Consider the following 15,173-nt stretch of genomic DNA (forward strand, 5'->3'; position numbering starts at 1 on the left):
AACGCGCGAACCTAGCCTGACGAGACACATGATCCGAACCCCGAACAGCTCCTAGACGAAGTTCTTGTCGATCAGCATCTGCAGCACGTTGACGTGGAAGTCGGGGAAGTCCATCGGCACGATTCCGAACCGGGCCCGCTGCTGTGTGCGCGCCGACAGGTACGGGTAGATCGCGTGGTCCATGACGTACTGCTCGTTGAGTTTGGGCCAGGTGCCGCCGGCGTAGCTGAGGAAGTTCACATACATCCGCGATGAGGCCGGGTTCAGGTATGCCTGGTCGAACTGGTTGATGATCAGTTGGCCTTTGGTGTCCAGGCCGACCGACTGGAACGTGTCCTGGGTGATCATGTAGTCGTTGCTGCTGCTGGACCAGCCGATCAGGCCCCATTCGGCGGGGAACGCGAAGTCCGCCAGCAGGACGATCTTGCCGCGGGCGGTGCCCAGGGTGGGCCAGCCGTAGAAGTGGAACGTGGGCCGGTAGCCGAGGGTGTCGAGGTAGTAGTTGAAGCGGCGCTGGAACTCGGCGTCGGACAGGGCCTGTCCCCCGGCGTTCTCGTTGCGCAGCCGCATCACGATGGTCTCGGTGGGCTGGGCGGCCAGGAAGGTGCGGCACTGGTCGAGGACGTCCTGCAGCCGGATGTACTGGTAGAAGCTGGAGTGGTAGACGCCCATCTCGCTGGCGGTGCCCTCCAGGCCGTTGCAGCGGATGTCCAGGAACCGTACGCCCTGTCCGAGCTGCTCTGGGATCCCCCAGTTCTGCGTGTGCGACCACTCGGTGCCGTAGGCCGGGTTCTCACAGCAGGAGTCGTGGGTACCGGGGATCGTCAGTGACAGCAGTGACTGGGACGAGGGCAGGTGCCCCAGCCAGCTGTCGGTCGGCAGCCCGCCGGGGGTCACCGGCCAGGTGGCGCGGGCGGCGGCCGGGGCGAGGATCGAGGGCGCGGCGGCTGCGACACCGCCGCCGATCCCCCACTTCAGCACGGTGCGACGGGAAAGGCTCATGCGCGCTCCAAAGGGCCTGATGGCAGAGGTGGTGGCAGAGGTGTCGGCGAGCGGGGCGGGACAGTCGTGAGCTGCTCGGGGAGCGTATCCGCACCTTGCTGAACCGTCCATGCCCAACTCGCCGACACAGCTCCCACCGACCGCGACCGCCGTCTCCATCAGAGTCCCGGCGCGCGCCGTGAGCATCGCTGCGTCAGTTCACCATTCCCGCGTGGCGATGAGCTCCTCGCTGTCGGCGTCGCGGTATCCATACGCCTGCGCGATCACCCAGAACGCCTCGCCGATCTCCTCGCGCGCCACGGTCTCGATCTCGCTGCCGGCGGCGTCGAATTCGGCTTCGAGGGCGTTGAACTCCTCGGTCGCGGCGTGGGTGAGGACATACAGCGCCTGCAGGTCCGGCGGCGGGTCGGCTTCGATCCGCTCGCACAGCCGCTGCAGGATTGCCTTGCCCTTGTCCAGCACGTGGTCCGGGAAGTAGTCGTCCTCATACAGCGCCCCGAGCAGTTCGTAGTCGAGGATCCGCTGGTTCGTTATCGCCACGTTCCTCACCGCCGCCCGGCCAGCAGTGCTTCGATCTTGGCGCGGTGGGCGGCCTCCCACTCCTCCAGCGTCTGCGCTTGTTCCTTGGCCTGTTTGGCCGCGGCGTCGGCGAACACGCTCGGGGCCTTGTCCCCCGGCACGACCACGATCCCCTCCTCGTCGGCGACTACCACGTCGCCGGGGTGTACCGTGACGCCGCCGACCCGCACCGGCTCGTTCAGCGGCGCGACGACGCCCTTGTCCCCCGGGATCGGCACGACCCCGCGGCCATACACGCCGAATCCGGCTTCCCGCGCCTCGGCGATGTCGCGGACGGTGCCGTCCAGTACGAACCCTGCGACGCCGCGGCGCTGCGCGATCCGCATGACGTTGCCGCCGGCCAAGGCGCGGGTGAGGTCGCCGGATTCGACGACGATCACCGATCCGGGTTCGGCGCGGTAGATCGCGGCGTGCAGCATCAGGTTGTCCCCGGGCGGGCAGCGCACGGTGAACGCGGGCCCGGCCACGCGCGGCGCCGGCGTCCACAGGGCCCGGATGCCGATGTCCATGACCTGGTCGCCGCCGAGCAGGTCCGCCAGTGTCGTCGGGGAGGTCCAGGTGGTGCCGGGGCCGGTGTCCGTGCCGGGGGTGGTGTCGCTCATGACCCCGGACCTTAGTGCACGGCCACGCCATCAGGGCTCGGTCACGGTGTGGCTCGGCGCGCGCCGACGGGTGCCGAGCCTGCGCTGACCATCCTCGTCAGTCGTAGATTTTCATGAAGCTGTCACGGATCCGTCAGTGGCCGCATCGGCAGTCGACACCTGCGCATCTGTGCCTTGCGACTGCCGGTTGGCGCCGGTGGGGTCCGTCTCAGGGTTCGCTGGTTGGACGTCGAGGTCTTGACCCCTTCATAACCCGACTGTAACTTTCCCGTGCACCGAGCAATGTGCAAGAAGTCGCCAGAACCGAGAAAGTTCCCGAGCCGCCTCGGTAAGAACTCGAGGTGGGTTGGGGGTGTGTCGCGGGGGCGGGGTACGGCGGCCGGCGCATCCCTTTTCCGCACCATTCCTGCGAGCCTCGATGTGAGGACACCGATGCGGCTTCGATCACGACCTTCACGATCATCACTGTCTTCAAGACCTGCGCTGGGGCGCATGCTGGCGCTGCTGGCGGCGGTGCTGCTGGCGGCGCTGGTGCCGAACCCGCCGTCGGCCGGCGCGGCGCCGGCCGCGGGCGGGGCGAACCTGGCGGCGGGCAGGGCGGCGTCGGCCTCGAGCGCGAACGGCCCGTATGTGGCGGCGAACCTCACCGATGGCGACGTCTCCAGTTATTGGGAGTCGGCCAACGGCTCCTTCCCGCAGTGGGCCCAGGTGGATCTGGGTTCTTCGGCGTCGGTGAACCAGGTGGTGCTGAAGCTGCCGGCGTCGTGGGGTCAGCGGAACCAGACGTTGTCGGTGCAGGGCAGCGGCGACGGGTCGACGTTCTCCACGATCGTGGCTTCGGCGTCCTACTCCTTCGATCCGGCGTCGGGCAACGTGGTGACGATCGGTTTCGGGGTGACGTCGGCGCGGTTCGTGCGGGTGGACATCACCGCGAACTCCGGCTGGAGTGCGGGGCAGCTGGCGGAGCTGGAGGTGTACGGGGCGGCGGCTTCGACGACGAACCTGGCGCTGGGCAAGACGATGTCGGCCTCGGGGGTGTCGCAGAGCTATGTGGCGTCCAACGCCGCGGATGGCGACTCCTCCACGTACTGGGAGTCGGCGAACAACGCCTTCCCGCAGTGGCTGCAGGTGGATCTGGGTGCGACGATCAGCGTGAACCAGGTGGTTTTGAAGCTGCCGCCGTCCACGTCGTGGGGTGTGCGCACGCAGACGCTGGCGGTGCAGGGCAGCAGTGACGCCTCGTCGTTCACGGACCTGGTGCCCTCCGCCGGCTACACGTTCGACCCCGCTACGGGGAACTCGGTGACGATCTCGTTCGCGGCGGTGACGACCCGCTATGTGCGGTTGGCCATCACGGCGAACACCGGCTGGCCGGCCGGGCAGGTCTCCGAGTTCGAGGTCTACGGCCCGTCGGGTTCGACGCAGCCGCCGGCGGCGCCGACGAACCTGGCCTATACGCAGAACAGCGCCGGGGCGGTGACGCTGACCTGGACGGCGTCGTCGACGCCGAACCTGGCCGGGTACGACGTGTACGCGAACAACACGCTGCTGACCTCGGTGCCGGGCAGCGTCACCACCTACACCGACAATCCTGCCGCCACGGCGACGGTCACGTACTTCGTGCGGGCCCGGGACGCCTCGGGCGACCAGTCGGCGAACAGCAACAGCGTGACCCGCTCCGGTTCGGCGGCGACGCCTCCGACGGCGCCGAGCGATCTGGCCCTCTCGCAGCCCGCGTCCGGCCAGGTCAAGCTGACCTGGAACGCCTCATCGGACGCGGTCGGCGTGACCGGCTACAACGTCTACCGCGACGGCGCCGAGATCGCCTCGGTGGGCGGGTCGACCCTGACCTACACCGATGCGGTCGCCGACACGCTGACGGTGTCGTATTCCGTGACGGCGAGCAACGCCGCCGGTTTGGAGTCGGCGGCGTCGAACACGGTGACCCGTACCGGGTCCGGCGGGACGGGCACGAACCTGGCGTTGAACAAGCCGGTCGACGGCACCGCCCACACCTTCACCTACGCCCCGGCGATGGCGAACGACGGCGATGTGACGACGTATTTCGAGGGGTCGTCGTATCCGTCGCAGCTGACGGTGCATCTGGGGGCGAACGCGGATGTGTCCTCGGTGGTGGTGAAGCTGAACCCGGCCTCGGCGTGGTCGGCGCGGACGCAGACGATCGCGGTGTCCGGCCGGGAGCAGTCGGCCTCGGCGTTCACGACGCTGGCGGCGGCGAAAACGTACTCATTCGACCCGAACGGCAACGGCAACTCGGTGTCGATCCCGGTGTCGGGGCGGGTCGCCGACGTGCAGGTGTCGATCACCTCCAACAGCGGCGCCCCCGGCGGGCAGGTCGCCGAGCTGCAGGTGATGGGCACGCCGGCGCCGAACCCGGACCTGTCGCCGGTGGCGAGCTCGTGGAGCCCGGCCGCCCCGGTGGAGACCGACGCGGTGACGGCGAGCGCCGTGATCAAGAACGGCGGCACGGCGGCGTCGGTGGCCACCGACGTCGGTTTCTACCTGGGGTCGACGAAGGTGGGTTCGACCACCGTCGGGGCGTTGGCCGCGGGGGCGGCGGCGAACGTGTCGGCGCCGATCGGCACCCAGCCGGCCGGTTCGTATCAGCTGACGACGAAGGTCGACGAGTCGCACAAGAACTTCAACCTGACCGCGGACCAGTCGTTCACGAACCCCACGGCGCTGGTGGTGAAGCCGGTGCAGTCGGCGGACCTGGTGGGTTCGGTGGCGTGGACGCCGTCGACGCCGGCGGCGGGCAGCCAGGTGGTGTTCTCGGTGACGGTGAAGAACCAGGGCACGATCGCCACCACGTCCGGCTCGCACGGCGTCACGCTGACGCTGCTGGACGCCTCCAACACCACGGTGGCCACGCTCACCGGGTCGGTGTCCGGCGTGATCGCCGCCGGTGCCTCGGCGGCGCCGGTGAGCGTGGGCACGTGGACGGCGGCGAACGGCAAGTACACCGCGCACCTGGTGCTGGCGGCGGATGCGAACGAGCTGCCGGTGAAGTATCCGCACCTGACCTCGGACACGCCGTTGTTCGTGGGGCAGGGCGCGAACATGCCGTACGACTCCTACAAGTCGACCGACGGCACCCTGGGCGGGTCGGCGGCGACGGTCGGCCCGAACCGCACCATCGGCGACATCGCCGGGGAGGCGACGGCGCGGCGCGCGGTGACGTTGGACAACACCGGCGACTCGGTGGCGTGGACGTCCCGGGAGGCGTCGAACACGTTCGTGCTGCGGTACTCCATCCCGGACGCGCCCGGCGGCGGCGGCCAGAACGCCACCCTGGACCTGTATGCGAACGGGCAGCTGGTGCAGCCGTTGAACCTGACGTCGCACTACGCGTGGCTGTACGGGTCGGAGACCTCCCCGGGTGACTCGCCGTCGGCCGGCTCACCCCGGCACATCTACGACGAGTCCAGCTTCCTGCTGGCGCAGTCCTATCCGGCCGGGACCGTGTTCAAGCTGCAGAAGGACTCCGGCAACTCCTCGCAGTACGCGATCGACTTCATGAACCTGGAGCAGACCGCGCCGACGGCGAACCCGGACCCGGCGCACCTGCTGACCCCGGCCGGGTTCACCCAGCAGGACGTGCAGAACGCCCTGGACAAGGTGCGGATGGACACCACGGGCGCGTTCACCGGCGTGTACCTGCCGGCCGGACAGTACGCGGTGACCGGGAAACTGCTGGTCTACGGCAAGCCGGTGAAGGTCGTCGGCGCCGGCGTGTGGTACGCGCAGTTCGTGGCCCCGGCGGGGCAGACCGACACCGACACCGGCTGGGATCTGCAGTCCGGCGCCTCGGGGTCGTCGTTCACCGGGTTCGCGTGGTTCGGCAACTACACCACCCGGCAGGACGGTCCCGGCCACACCTGGGACCTGCGCAACCAGTCGGACATCACGATCGACAACGTGTGGATCGAACACAACGTGGTCGGGGTCTGGGGCGCGTCGAACGTGCAGAACTCGACGTTCACGAACCTGCGGATCCGGGACACGATGGCCGACGGCCTGAACCTGACCAACGGCTCGGCCGGCAACCTCATCTCCAACGACGAGGCCCGCACCACCGGCGACGACAGCTTCGCGCTGTTCGCCGCCCAGGACCAGTGCGGCGGCTGCAAACTGACGAACAACACCATCCAGAACGTGACCGCGATCGCGCCGTGGCGCGCGGCCGGGGTCGCGATATACGGCGGCGGCGGGAACACGGTGCAGAACTTCACCGTGTCCGACACACTGTGCTATCCGGGCCTGACGATCAGCTCACTGAACTTCGGGTTCCCGTTCGAAGGGTTCGAGTCGACGCCGCAGACCGCGATCAAGAACTTCTCGCTGGCGCGCGACGGCGGCCACTTCTGGGGCAACCAGGCCTTCGGCGCCATCTGGGCGTTCTCGGCGACGCAGCCGTTCCAGGGCATCAGGGTCAGCGACGCCACGATCACCGACCCCACCTACACCGGCATCATGTTCCAGACCGACTACGTCGGCGGCTCGGCGGCCAATGCGTTCACCGACACGGTGTTCACCAACACCACGATCACCGGCGCGCACGCCGACAACGACGGCTTCGGCAACGGCAAGTCCGGTTTCGGCGTGTGGGCGAACCCGCTGCCGGAGACCGGCCAGGGCCCGGCGGTCGGGTCGGTGACGTTCAACCACCTGGTGGAGAGCGACAACGATGTGAACATCCAGAACACGACCAGCACGTTCACGATCACGGTGAATCCGTGACCGCCGCCGCCCGGCCGGGGTGGTTCGCCATCTGAACGGCGGCGGGAGGGGCCGGGGCCGGCCGCCGGGGTTCGGCGGCCGGCTTCGGCGCTCCCGCCTTGAGCGGCGCCGCCGGGGCGGCCGCGGGTTCGCGCGCCGGTGCAGGCCCTGGTCCGGGCGCCGGCACGGGCCCCGGTTCTGGCGCCGGTTCCGGCGCCGGCCAGGTGTCGGGCATCGGCTCGGGCGCGGCGAGGATGGCGACGGCTGCGGCGCGCGCCGCAGCGGCCAGCGCGGCTTCTTCGTCAGCGGCGGTAATGGTGGCGCTGCTTGCCGGGTCGGCGGTGCGCACCTCGGGCAGCGCCAGCACGGCCAGGTTGGCGGCGGCGACGAGCACGGCCGCCACGGCCAGGGGCGCGGTGGTGCCGACGGCGGCGGCCACAGGCGCGGCGACGGCCAGACCGAGGGGGCGGGCGGCGAAGGAGATGAGCGCGTCGAAGGAGCCGACGCGGCCCAGGGCGTCGGCGGGGATCCGCTGCTGCACCGTCGTCTCCCACAGCGGGTCCAGCACGCCCAGGCCGAACATGGCGGTGAAGTAGGCGGCCAGCACGATCGGCAGCGGCGCCCGCGCGGCCAGGCACGCCAGCGGCAGCGCGTAGGCCGAGGCGCCGACGGCGACGCCGACCAGCGGCCGTCGCACGCGCCGCCGCCCGGCCGCCCACACACCGGCGAGCATCCCCACGGTCCCGGTCTGCAGGATCACCACCCACGCGGTGCCGCCCCCGAGGTGCCTGATCGCGATCACCGGGCCCAGGGTCAGCAGGAAGCCGGCGGCCAGGTGCCACACGCCGTGCCCCATCACGTTGGCGATGAACCACGGATGACGCCGGGTCTCGGCCCATCCGGCACGCAGGTCGCCCAGGAACGAGGCGCGCGCGGGGACCGGCGCGGGGACCGCCGCCGCCGGGCCGGGGGTGGTCTTCGGCGCCGGTGTCGTCGCGGCGCGCGCCGGGACGGCCAGTGCGCCGAGGGTGAGGGCGGAGCCGGTGAACAGGGCGGCGGTGAGCAGCGAGGACCAGCCGGTGCCGATGCCGAGGGTGAGGGTGCCGGCGACGGCGGGCCCGGTGAACTGGGCCAGGCCCTGCCAGATCGACAGCCGGGCGTTGAAGCGCTGCCGTTCGGGGCCCTGGACGGTGGCGGTGACCAGGGTTCTGACCGCCGGGGTGCCGAAGGCGACGGCGGCGCCGGTCACGGCGGCCAGGGCGGCCAGCACCGGCAGGACCGTGCCGGCGATGAGCAGCTCGGCGCCGATGCCGGCCTGGGCGGCGGCGCGCACCAGGTCGGCGGCCAGGACGATGCGGCGGGCCGGGAAGCGGTCGGCGAACACCCCGGCGACCGGGAGCAGGAGCAGCATCGGGACGAGTTCGGCGGCCAGGACCAGGCCGAGGGCGGAGGAGCTGCCGGTGCGGTGGACCACGGCCAGGGTGAGGGTGGTCGGGATCAGCGAGGTGGCCAGGGCGGCGGTCGTGCGGCCGTAGAGCAGGCGGCGTTGCAGGGGACTCATGGCCCGCAGAGTATTTCGCCGCCGAATGATTCGTCAACGAAATACTCGCCACAGAGTCATCAGCTGGCGAAACATCCGCGGCGCGCCCCATACTGTCGGCATGGACGACTCCGTCGATCGGCACCTGGCACGCTGGCGCGGCAAAGCCCCCTTCGACGAAACCGTCGAGGCCGTCATCACCCGGCTGCAGATGCTCGCCAAGCACATCGCCAACGCCAAGCGCCACATGTACGCCGAAGTCGGCCTGCAGGACTCGGAGTTCCAGACCCTGCAACGCCTCGCCGCCCGCGACGAACGCCGCGCCACCCCCTCGGAACTGGCCGCCGAACTGCTGCTGTCCCCCGCCGGCATGACCGGCCGCCTGGACTCCCTGGAACAGGCCGGCCTCATCCGCCGCATCCGCGGCACCGCCGACCGCCGCCGCGTCGACGTGGAACTCACCGACACCGGACACGCCAAGTGGATGGCCGGCATGCGCGTCCAGCAAGCCGTCGAGGACGACATCGTCGCCGCCCTCGACGACCACGAACGCGCCCGCGTCAACACACTGCTGAAGAAGATGCTGCTGCGCGCCGAGGAACACACCGGAGGACCCGCCGAGATCCACTGAGGACCCGCGGCACCACCGGGCCAACGGGCCAACGGGCACCAGGGCACCGGGCCGGTTGGGTGGATGACGCGGGGCCTCAGGCGGGGCCGCCTCGCTGCTGCTGGCCCGCGACACCGATCTGATCGGTTTGCGGCCGGCCGACTGGCTTCCCGAGGCGGGGGCCGCTCTGGGGCTGCGGACGTTCCCGATCCCGCTGCCGCTACCGGCGGTCCGGTTCGGCATGGCCTGGCATCCCCGCACCGACGCCGATCCCGGGCACCGCTGGTTCCGTGACCATCTGGCCGCCACCGTCCGTGCGGCCGCGGCCCCGGGGACGTCGTAGGGATTCTGCGGCCAGGACCGGCGGTCAGGACGGCTGGACTTCGTCGAACACGGCGACGGCCTCGGCGGGGTCCGGACTCACGAGGCGTTCCAGGCCGGCGCTCGTGATCTGCGCCCACTTCGCGGCGCGCGCCCACATGGTTTCCTCGAAGGCGCGGACGGTGGCGTCCAGCTCTGCCAGCCCTGCCGCGCCGGTGCCGGAGCTGGTGCTGGTGCTGGTGCTGGTGGCGATGGCTTCGGCGAGTTCGGCGCCTTCCAGCATCGCCAGGTTCGCGCCGGCGCCCAGCGGCGGCATCAGGTGCGCGGCGTCGCCCAGCAGCGTCACCCCGGCCACATGGGTCCAGGTGTGGGACACGGGCAGCACGTGCAGAGGCCGGTGGGCGAAGGCGGTGCCGTGGCGCAGCAGGCCCAGGACGGAATCGGCCCAGCCGTCGAACATCGCCAGCAGACTCGACCGCACCGCTTCGGGGTCGGCCAGGTCCAGGTGGGCGTGCCAGTCCAGCGGCGCGCGGAAGCGGGCGTAGACCTTGACGTGGCCGCCGCTGTTGCGCTGCGCGACCAGGGACCGGTTCACCCCGTACACCCCCAGGGAGCCCTCGCCGACCAGCTCGGCCAGGCCGGGGTGGGCTGTGTCGATGTCGTCCAGGGAGGTCTCGACCGTGGTGACGCCGGTGTAGTGCGGCCTGGCCGGCGACACGGCCGGGCGGGTCCGGGACCAGGCGCCGTCCGCGCCGACGACGAGGTCGAACCTCTGCGGCGGCCCGTCGGCGAAGTGGACCACCGTCCCGTCGCCGCCGCCGGGCTCCACCCGCGTCACCTCCCGCCCCCACTGGACCTCCAGCGAGCCGAGCAGCAGCTCGCGCAGCTGCCCGCGGTCGATCTCGGGATTGGCCCGCTCGCCGGGCCGGGGCCGCCAGTCACGCAGCACGGCCCCGTCGGTGTCCAGGATCCGCATGGCCTGCCCCTCGGGACGCGACAGCGCCTGGAACCACGGCAGCAGCCCCGCCTTGTCCAGCGCGACCTGGCCCATCTTCTCCTGCAGGTCCAGCGTGCCGCCCGGCGGCCGGGCGTCGCGGGACGGATCGCGTTCCAGGACGGTGACGGGGTAGCCGTGGCGGTGCAGGACATGGGCGAAGGTCAGGCCGCCCGGGCCGCCCCCCACCACAGCGATACGGTGTCTCATGTCAATACACTGTATTTTCCGGGGACGGCGGATCGCAACAGTACGGTGTCACCATGACTGTGTGGGACCGGCCCGAACCCCCGACGCGCCCCGTACCCCTGGACCGCGAACGAATCGTCACCGCCGCCATCGCCCTGGCCGACGAAGGCGGACTGGAAGCCGTCTCCGTCCGCAAAGTCGCCGCCCGCCTGGACGCCGGCCCCATGCGGCTATACGGCTACATCTCCACCAAAGAAGAACTCTTCGACCTCATGACCGACCAGATCAACGCCGAAATCCTCCCCGACCACCACCCCCACACCTGGCGCGAAGCACTGAGCACCCGCGCCCACCGCACCCGCCAAGCCGCCCTGCGCCACGAATGGCTCGCCGACCTGCTCGGCGGCCGCCACCCCCTCGGCCCCCACGGCCTGGCCCTGGCCGAAACCACCCTCGCCGCCCTCGACGGCCTGGCCGACATCGACACCATCATCCGCGCCGTGGAAACCGTCAGCGCCTACACCACCGGCGCCATCAGACGCGAAATCACCAACCTGCGCGCCGAACGCGCCACCGGCCAAACCGAACACGACTGGCAACGCGCCCACGGCCCCTACCTCACCACCATGCTCGCCACCGGCCGCTACCCCACCGTGGCCAAACTCGTCCACGACGGCACCGACACCGACCCCGAAACCTCCTTCACCACCGGCCTGAACTGGATCCTCGACGCCGTCGCCACCCACTTCACAACCCCCGAACACCACTAGCCCCCGCCACCAAACCCGCCCGCACCCCACCAGCACACCCAGGCCTATCAGGACCGGAACTCCCCCAAACCCGCTCGTTCGAGCAGGCACGCGCCACCACCACACCCCATCCGCCACCTCGTCGCGCCCTGGTGCCGGCCACGCCCACTGGGCCTTACTCGAAAAGGAGCCCCATCTCGGCACCGGCACCGGCACCGGCACGACAAGGAGGACCCGGCCATGACGACCACCCCGGACCGCACCGCCGAACACCACGAAGACCCCAGCCCCGAACGCCCCGACACAGCGCAGTCACTGAGCACCACCGCCGCCCGCAACCTCGCCACCACCACCAAAACCCAGCCGCAGATGCAAGCCATCACCTCCCGATGGCTGCTACGCCGCCTGCCCTGGGAAGAAGTATCCGGCGGCACCTACCGCGTCAACCGCCGCCTCACCCACGCCGTCGGCCGCGGCCGCGTCGCCTTCCTCCAAAACGGCGCCGACGACATCCGCATCATCCCCGAAACCCTGCGCGAAATCCCCGCCCTGCGCGGCTTCACCGACGACACCCTCCTGGCCCACCTCGCCACCCTGTTCACCCCCCGCGAATTCCGGCCCGCAGACACCATCGCCGAAGCCGGACACCCCATCGACGAAGTGTTCATCCTCGCCCACGGCCGCGTGGAACGCACCACCACCGGCGCCTACGGCGAACCGGAAACCCTCGGCGTCCTCACCGACGGCGCCCACCTCGGCGACGAAGCCCTCCTGCAAGAAGACCCCCTGTGGAACGCCACCGTCAAAGCCACCACCGCCGGCACCCTCATGGTCCTCACCTGGGACGACTTCCGCCGCACCGTCCAAGACAACGACCACCTGCGCGACCACCTCACCGACTTCGTCACCCGCACCGGCCGCAAAGTCAACACCAAAGGCGAAGCCCACGTCGAAATCACCGCCGGCCACGAAGGCGAAATCGAACTCGCCGGCACCTACGTCGACTACGAACTCGAACCCCGCGAATACCAGCTGTCCCTCACCCAAACCGTCCTGCGCATCCACTCCCGCGTCGCCGACCTCTACAACGACCCCATGGACCAGGTCAAAGAACAACTCCGCCTGACCATCGAGGAAATCCGCGAACGCCAAGAATGGGAACTGCTCAACAACCGCGACTTCGGACTCCTCCACAACACCGAATACGACCAGCGCATCTCCACCTGGTCCGGACCCCCCACCCCCGACGACATGGACGACCTGCTGTCCATGCGCCGCAGCACCCACATGTTCCTCGCCCACCCCAAAGCCATCGCCGCCTTCAGCCGCGAATGCACCAAACGCGGCCTCTACCCCGGCACCGTCGACATCGACGGCCACCAACTCCCCGCCTGGCGCGGCGTCCCCATCTACCCCTGCGGCAAGATCGGCATCACCGACGGCCACACCACCTCCATCATCGCCATGCGCCTGGGCCGAACCCACCAAGGCGTCGTCGGTCTGCACCAGACCGGCATCCCCGACGAATACGAACCCAGCCTCAACGTCCGCTTCATGGGCATCACCGAAAAAGCGATCATCCAATACCTGGTCACCGCCTACTACTCCGCCGCCGTCCTCGTCCCCGACGCCATCGGCATCCTGGAAAACGTCGACATCGCCGCCCCGAGGAGCTGAACCATGACCCCCGGGCTGCCGCCACCCGGCCCCACAGGAATCGGCACCTCCGCCGCCACCCTGGCCGAAACCAGCCGACCGGCGCGCGCCGTCGCCGCCTTGTACTGCCCCACCGCCGTGCGCACCCACCCCGCCCTGGCCCAGCAGGTCCAGCACCGCCTGCACCAGTGGGCCGACAGCCTCGGACTACCGCCACAGGCGATCGCCGGACACGGGCAGCTCGCGGTACTCACCCACCCCGACACCGACGACCCCGCCCGCCTGACCACCGCCGCACAACTCCTGGCCGTCGGGAAACTCATCGAAGCCGCAGCCCCGCCCCCGCCCAACCCGCCCGGGCCCGCACCCGTACTCGTACAGGCCCTGGACATCGCACTCCAGGAAATCTACGACGCCTGCGACACCCCCCACACCGCACGCCACCCAACCCCCGCCCCAAGTCCCGTTACCAGCGACCAGCCAGCCCTACGCTCGGCGCTGGCCGCCCTCAGCGCCCTACCGGCCTCCCCCTACCAACTGGACCGAGTCCGCCGCGCCTACCAGGCCCTGGCCGCAGCCACCCCCACCGGCTCCGGCCCACACCCACCCTGGGAACACCTCTCCCACGCACACATCAACGCCTACAGCCCCGCCCTGACCGCACTGGACGCCATCGAAGGCTACGAACTCAGCCCCGCCGCAGCCGCCCACCCCGACCTGCAACGCACACAACACTTGGCCGCACTGGCCGCAGCCCTGCTACAAGACCTCGCCCACCCGGCCCCCACCGGCCTCACCGCCGCGATCGCCCGCGCCGACCGTCTCGGCACCCCCGCCGCCACCCGCCGCGCTGCCGCCATCCACGACGACACCATGCACGCCTTCCACCACCACGCCACCGAACTGGCCGCCACCGCCGACCCCGCCACCGGCCGCTACCTGGCCGCACTGTGGACCTGGCTCGGCGGCCACCACACCTTCCACACCGCCCCCTGACCCCTGACTCCGAACCCAGCCCAACCCCGACCTCACCAGCCCGGTCAACACCTGCCCCGCCACAGCAGCCGACCACACACCACCACGACGAAGGGTGAACCACACATGGGTCCGCAGTCCGCCGTCACCAGCCGCTACCAGGAATCCGTCGCCCACTACTGGGACCAGGAGAAGAACCCCGTCAACCTGCGCCTCGGCGACGTCGACGGCATCTACCACCACCACTACGGCATCGGCGAGGTCGACTGGACCGTCCTGACCGGCCCCGACACCGACCGCGAAGCCCGCGTCATCGCCGAAATGCACCGCCTGGAAACCGCCCAAGCCGACTTCCTGCTCGACCAGTTAGGCCCCATCACCGAAACCCACCGGCTCCTGGACGCCGGCTCCGGCCGCGGCGGCACCAGCCTCATGGCCGCCCTGCGCTTCGGCTGCCGCGTCGACGGCCTGTCCATCTCCGGCAAGCAGGTCGACTTCGCCAACAACCGCGCCGAACAGATGCACCTGGCCGGCAAAGTCCGCTACCACCTGCGGAACATGCTCGACAACGGCTTCGAAGACGGCACCTTCCAAGCCATCTGGAACAACGAATCCACCATGTACGTCGACCTGGACACCCTGTTCGCCGAACACGCCCGCGCCCTGGCGCCCGGCGGCCGCTACGTCACCATCACCGGCTGCTACAACGACGCCTACGGCCGCCTGCCCTCACGCTCCGTCAGCCAGATCAACGCCCACTACATCTGCGACATCCACCCCCGCAGCGGCTACTTCTCCGCCCTGGCCGCCAACGGCCTGATCCCCATCTCCGTCGTCGACCTCACCGCCGCCACCATCCCCTACTGGGAACTGCGCCAGCAATCCAGCGTCACCACCGGCATCGAAGAAGCATTCCTCACCGCCTACAAAGAAGGCAGCTTCCACTACCTCATGATCGCCGCCGACAAGGTCTAGGCAAGGAACCACACCCCATGACCCTGACCAGCGCCGATCACAACCCCCTGACCACACAACTCAGCAGCCTGGCACCCCTCACCAGCCTGACACCCCCCACCGGCCCGGCCACACAACCCCCACCAGCACGGCCCCCCTGGCAAACCCCACCGGAAACCACCTCACCACACCGGCACCGCCACGACATCGACCCCGGCCCCGAACCCCCCGCCCGCCCACCCCAACACCCCGAACGCCTCAC

Annotated in this window: 12 protein-coding genes; 7 read left to right on the top strand and 5 right to left on the bottom strand. The window is 70.2% G+C overall.

Going from position 1 to position 15,173, the window contains the following annotated elements; genetic code table 11:
* Nucleotides 1-51: 51 nt before the first annotated feature.
* The 3 genes from ABD466_RS43595 to ABD466_RS43605 all read right to left on the bottom strand — a co-directional run bounded on the left by ABD466_RS43595 (nt 52) and on the right by ABD466_RS43605 (nt 2,183).
* Complete coding sequence (locus ABD466_RS43595; protein WP_344663205.1) at nt 52-1,002, bottom strand: phosphatidylinositol-specific phospholipase C; 951 nt, start codon at nt 1,000-1,002, stop codon at nt 52-54.
* 198 nt (nt 1,003-1,200) lie between these two features.
* Nucleotides 1,201-1,542, bottom strand: a complete 342-nt coding sequence (locus tag ABD466_RS43600; RefSeq protein ID WP_344663206.1) for a DUF5713 family protein — start codon at nt 1,540-1,542, stop codon at nt 1,201-1,203.
* A 5-nt stretch (nt 1,543-1,547) separates the two neighbouring features.
* Nucleotides 1,548-2,183: an RraA family protein gene (locus ABD466_RS43605; protein WP_344663207.1), complete on the bottom strand. Its 636-nt coding sequence runs from the start codon at nt 2,181-2,183 to the stop codon at nt 1,548-1,550.
* Between the two features lie 492 nt (nt 2,184-2,675).
* Here ABD466_RS43605 and ABD466_RS43610 point away from each other — a divergent pair, with 492 nt between their 5' ends.
* Nucleotides 2,676-6,944, top strand: coding sequence for a discoidin domain-containing protein (locus ABD466_RS43610; RefSeq protein WP_344663208.1), 4,269 nt, complete (start codon nt 2,676-2,678; stop codon nt 6,942-6,944).
* Here ABD466_RS43610 and ABD466_RS43615 read toward each other — a convergent pair.
* A complete protein-coding gene (locus ABD466_RS43615) occupies nt 6,928-8,484 on the bottom strand; it encodes an MFS transporter (RefSeq protein ID WP_344663209.1) in 1,557 nt (518 codons plus the stop codon). The genes ABD466_RS43610 and ABD466_RS43615 overlap by 17 nt on opposite strands.
* A 100-nt stretch (nt 8,485-8,584) precedes the next feature.
* Between ABD466_RS43615 and ABD466_RS43620 the strand changes: the two genes are divergently transcribed.
* Both ABD466_RS43620 and ABD466_RS43625 read left to right on the top strand, forming a co-directional pair.
* Nucleotides 8,585-9,094, top strand: coding sequence for a MarR family winged helix-turn-helix transcriptional regulator (locus ABD466_RS43620; RefSeq protein ID WP_344663210.1), 510 nt, complete (start codon nt 8,585-8,587; stop codon nt 9,092-9,094).
* A 127-nt stretch (nt 9,095-9,221) separates the two neighbouring features.
* A complete protein-coding gene (locus ABD466_RS43625; protein ID WP_344663211.1) occupies nt 9,222-9,416 on the top strand; it encodes a type 2 periplasmic-binding domain-containing protein in 195 nt (64 codons plus the stop codon).
* A gap of 24 nt (nt 9,417-9,440) precedes the next feature.
* On the opposite strand, the gene ABD466_RS43630 is transcribed toward ABD466_RS43625, so the two are convergent.
* Nucleotides 9,441-10,598 (bottom strand): FAD-dependent oxidoreductase, encoded by a 1,158-nt coding sequence (locus ABD466_RS43630; protein ID WP_344663212.1) that lies wholly within the window; start codon nt 10,596-10,598, stop codon nt 9,441-9,443.
* A 53-nt stretch (nt 10,599-10,651) separates the two neighbouring features.
* On the opposite strand from ABD466_RS43630, the gene ABD466_RS43635 reads away from it, so the two are divergent.
* The 4 genes from ABD466_RS43635 (at nt 10,652) to ABD466_RS43650 (ending at nt 14,932) form a co-directional block, all read left to right on the top strand.
* Nucleotides 10,652-11,347 (top strand): TetR/AcrR family transcriptional regulator, encoded by a 696-nt coding sequence (locus tag ABD466_RS43635; RefSeq protein WP_344663213.1) that lies wholly within the window; start codon nt 10,652-10,654, stop codon nt 11,345-11,347.
* 219 nt (nt 11,348-11,566) lie between these two features.
* Nucleotides 11,567-13,003 carry a family 2B encapsulin nanocompartment shell protein gene (locus ABD466_RS43640; protein WP_344663214.1) on the top strand — a complete coding sequence of 479 codons (1,437 nt, stop codon included), beginning with the start codon at nt 11,567-11,569 and terminating at the stop codon, nt 13,001-13,003.
* A gap of 3 nt (nt 13,004-13,006) precedes the next feature.
* Nucleotides 13,007-13,978: a hypothetical protein gene (locus ABD466_RS43645; protein ID WP_344663215.1), complete on the top strand. Its 972-nt coding sequence runs from the start codon at nt 13,007-13,009 to the stop codon at nt 13,976-13,978.
* A gap of 105 nt (nt 13,979-14,083) precedes the next feature.
* Entirely contained in the window at nt 14,084-14,932 is an 849-nt protein-coding gene (locus tag ABD466_RS43650; RefSeq protein ID WP_344663216.1) for a geranyl diphosphate 2-C-methyltransferase, read from the top strand.
* The last annotated feature ends 241 nt before the right edge of the window (nt 14,933-15,173 follow it).

The organism is Catenulispora subtropica, from assembly GCF_039531675.1.
Lineage (GTDB): Bacteria > Actinomycetota > Actinomycetes > Streptomycetales > Catenulisporaceae > Catenulispora > Catenulispora subtropica.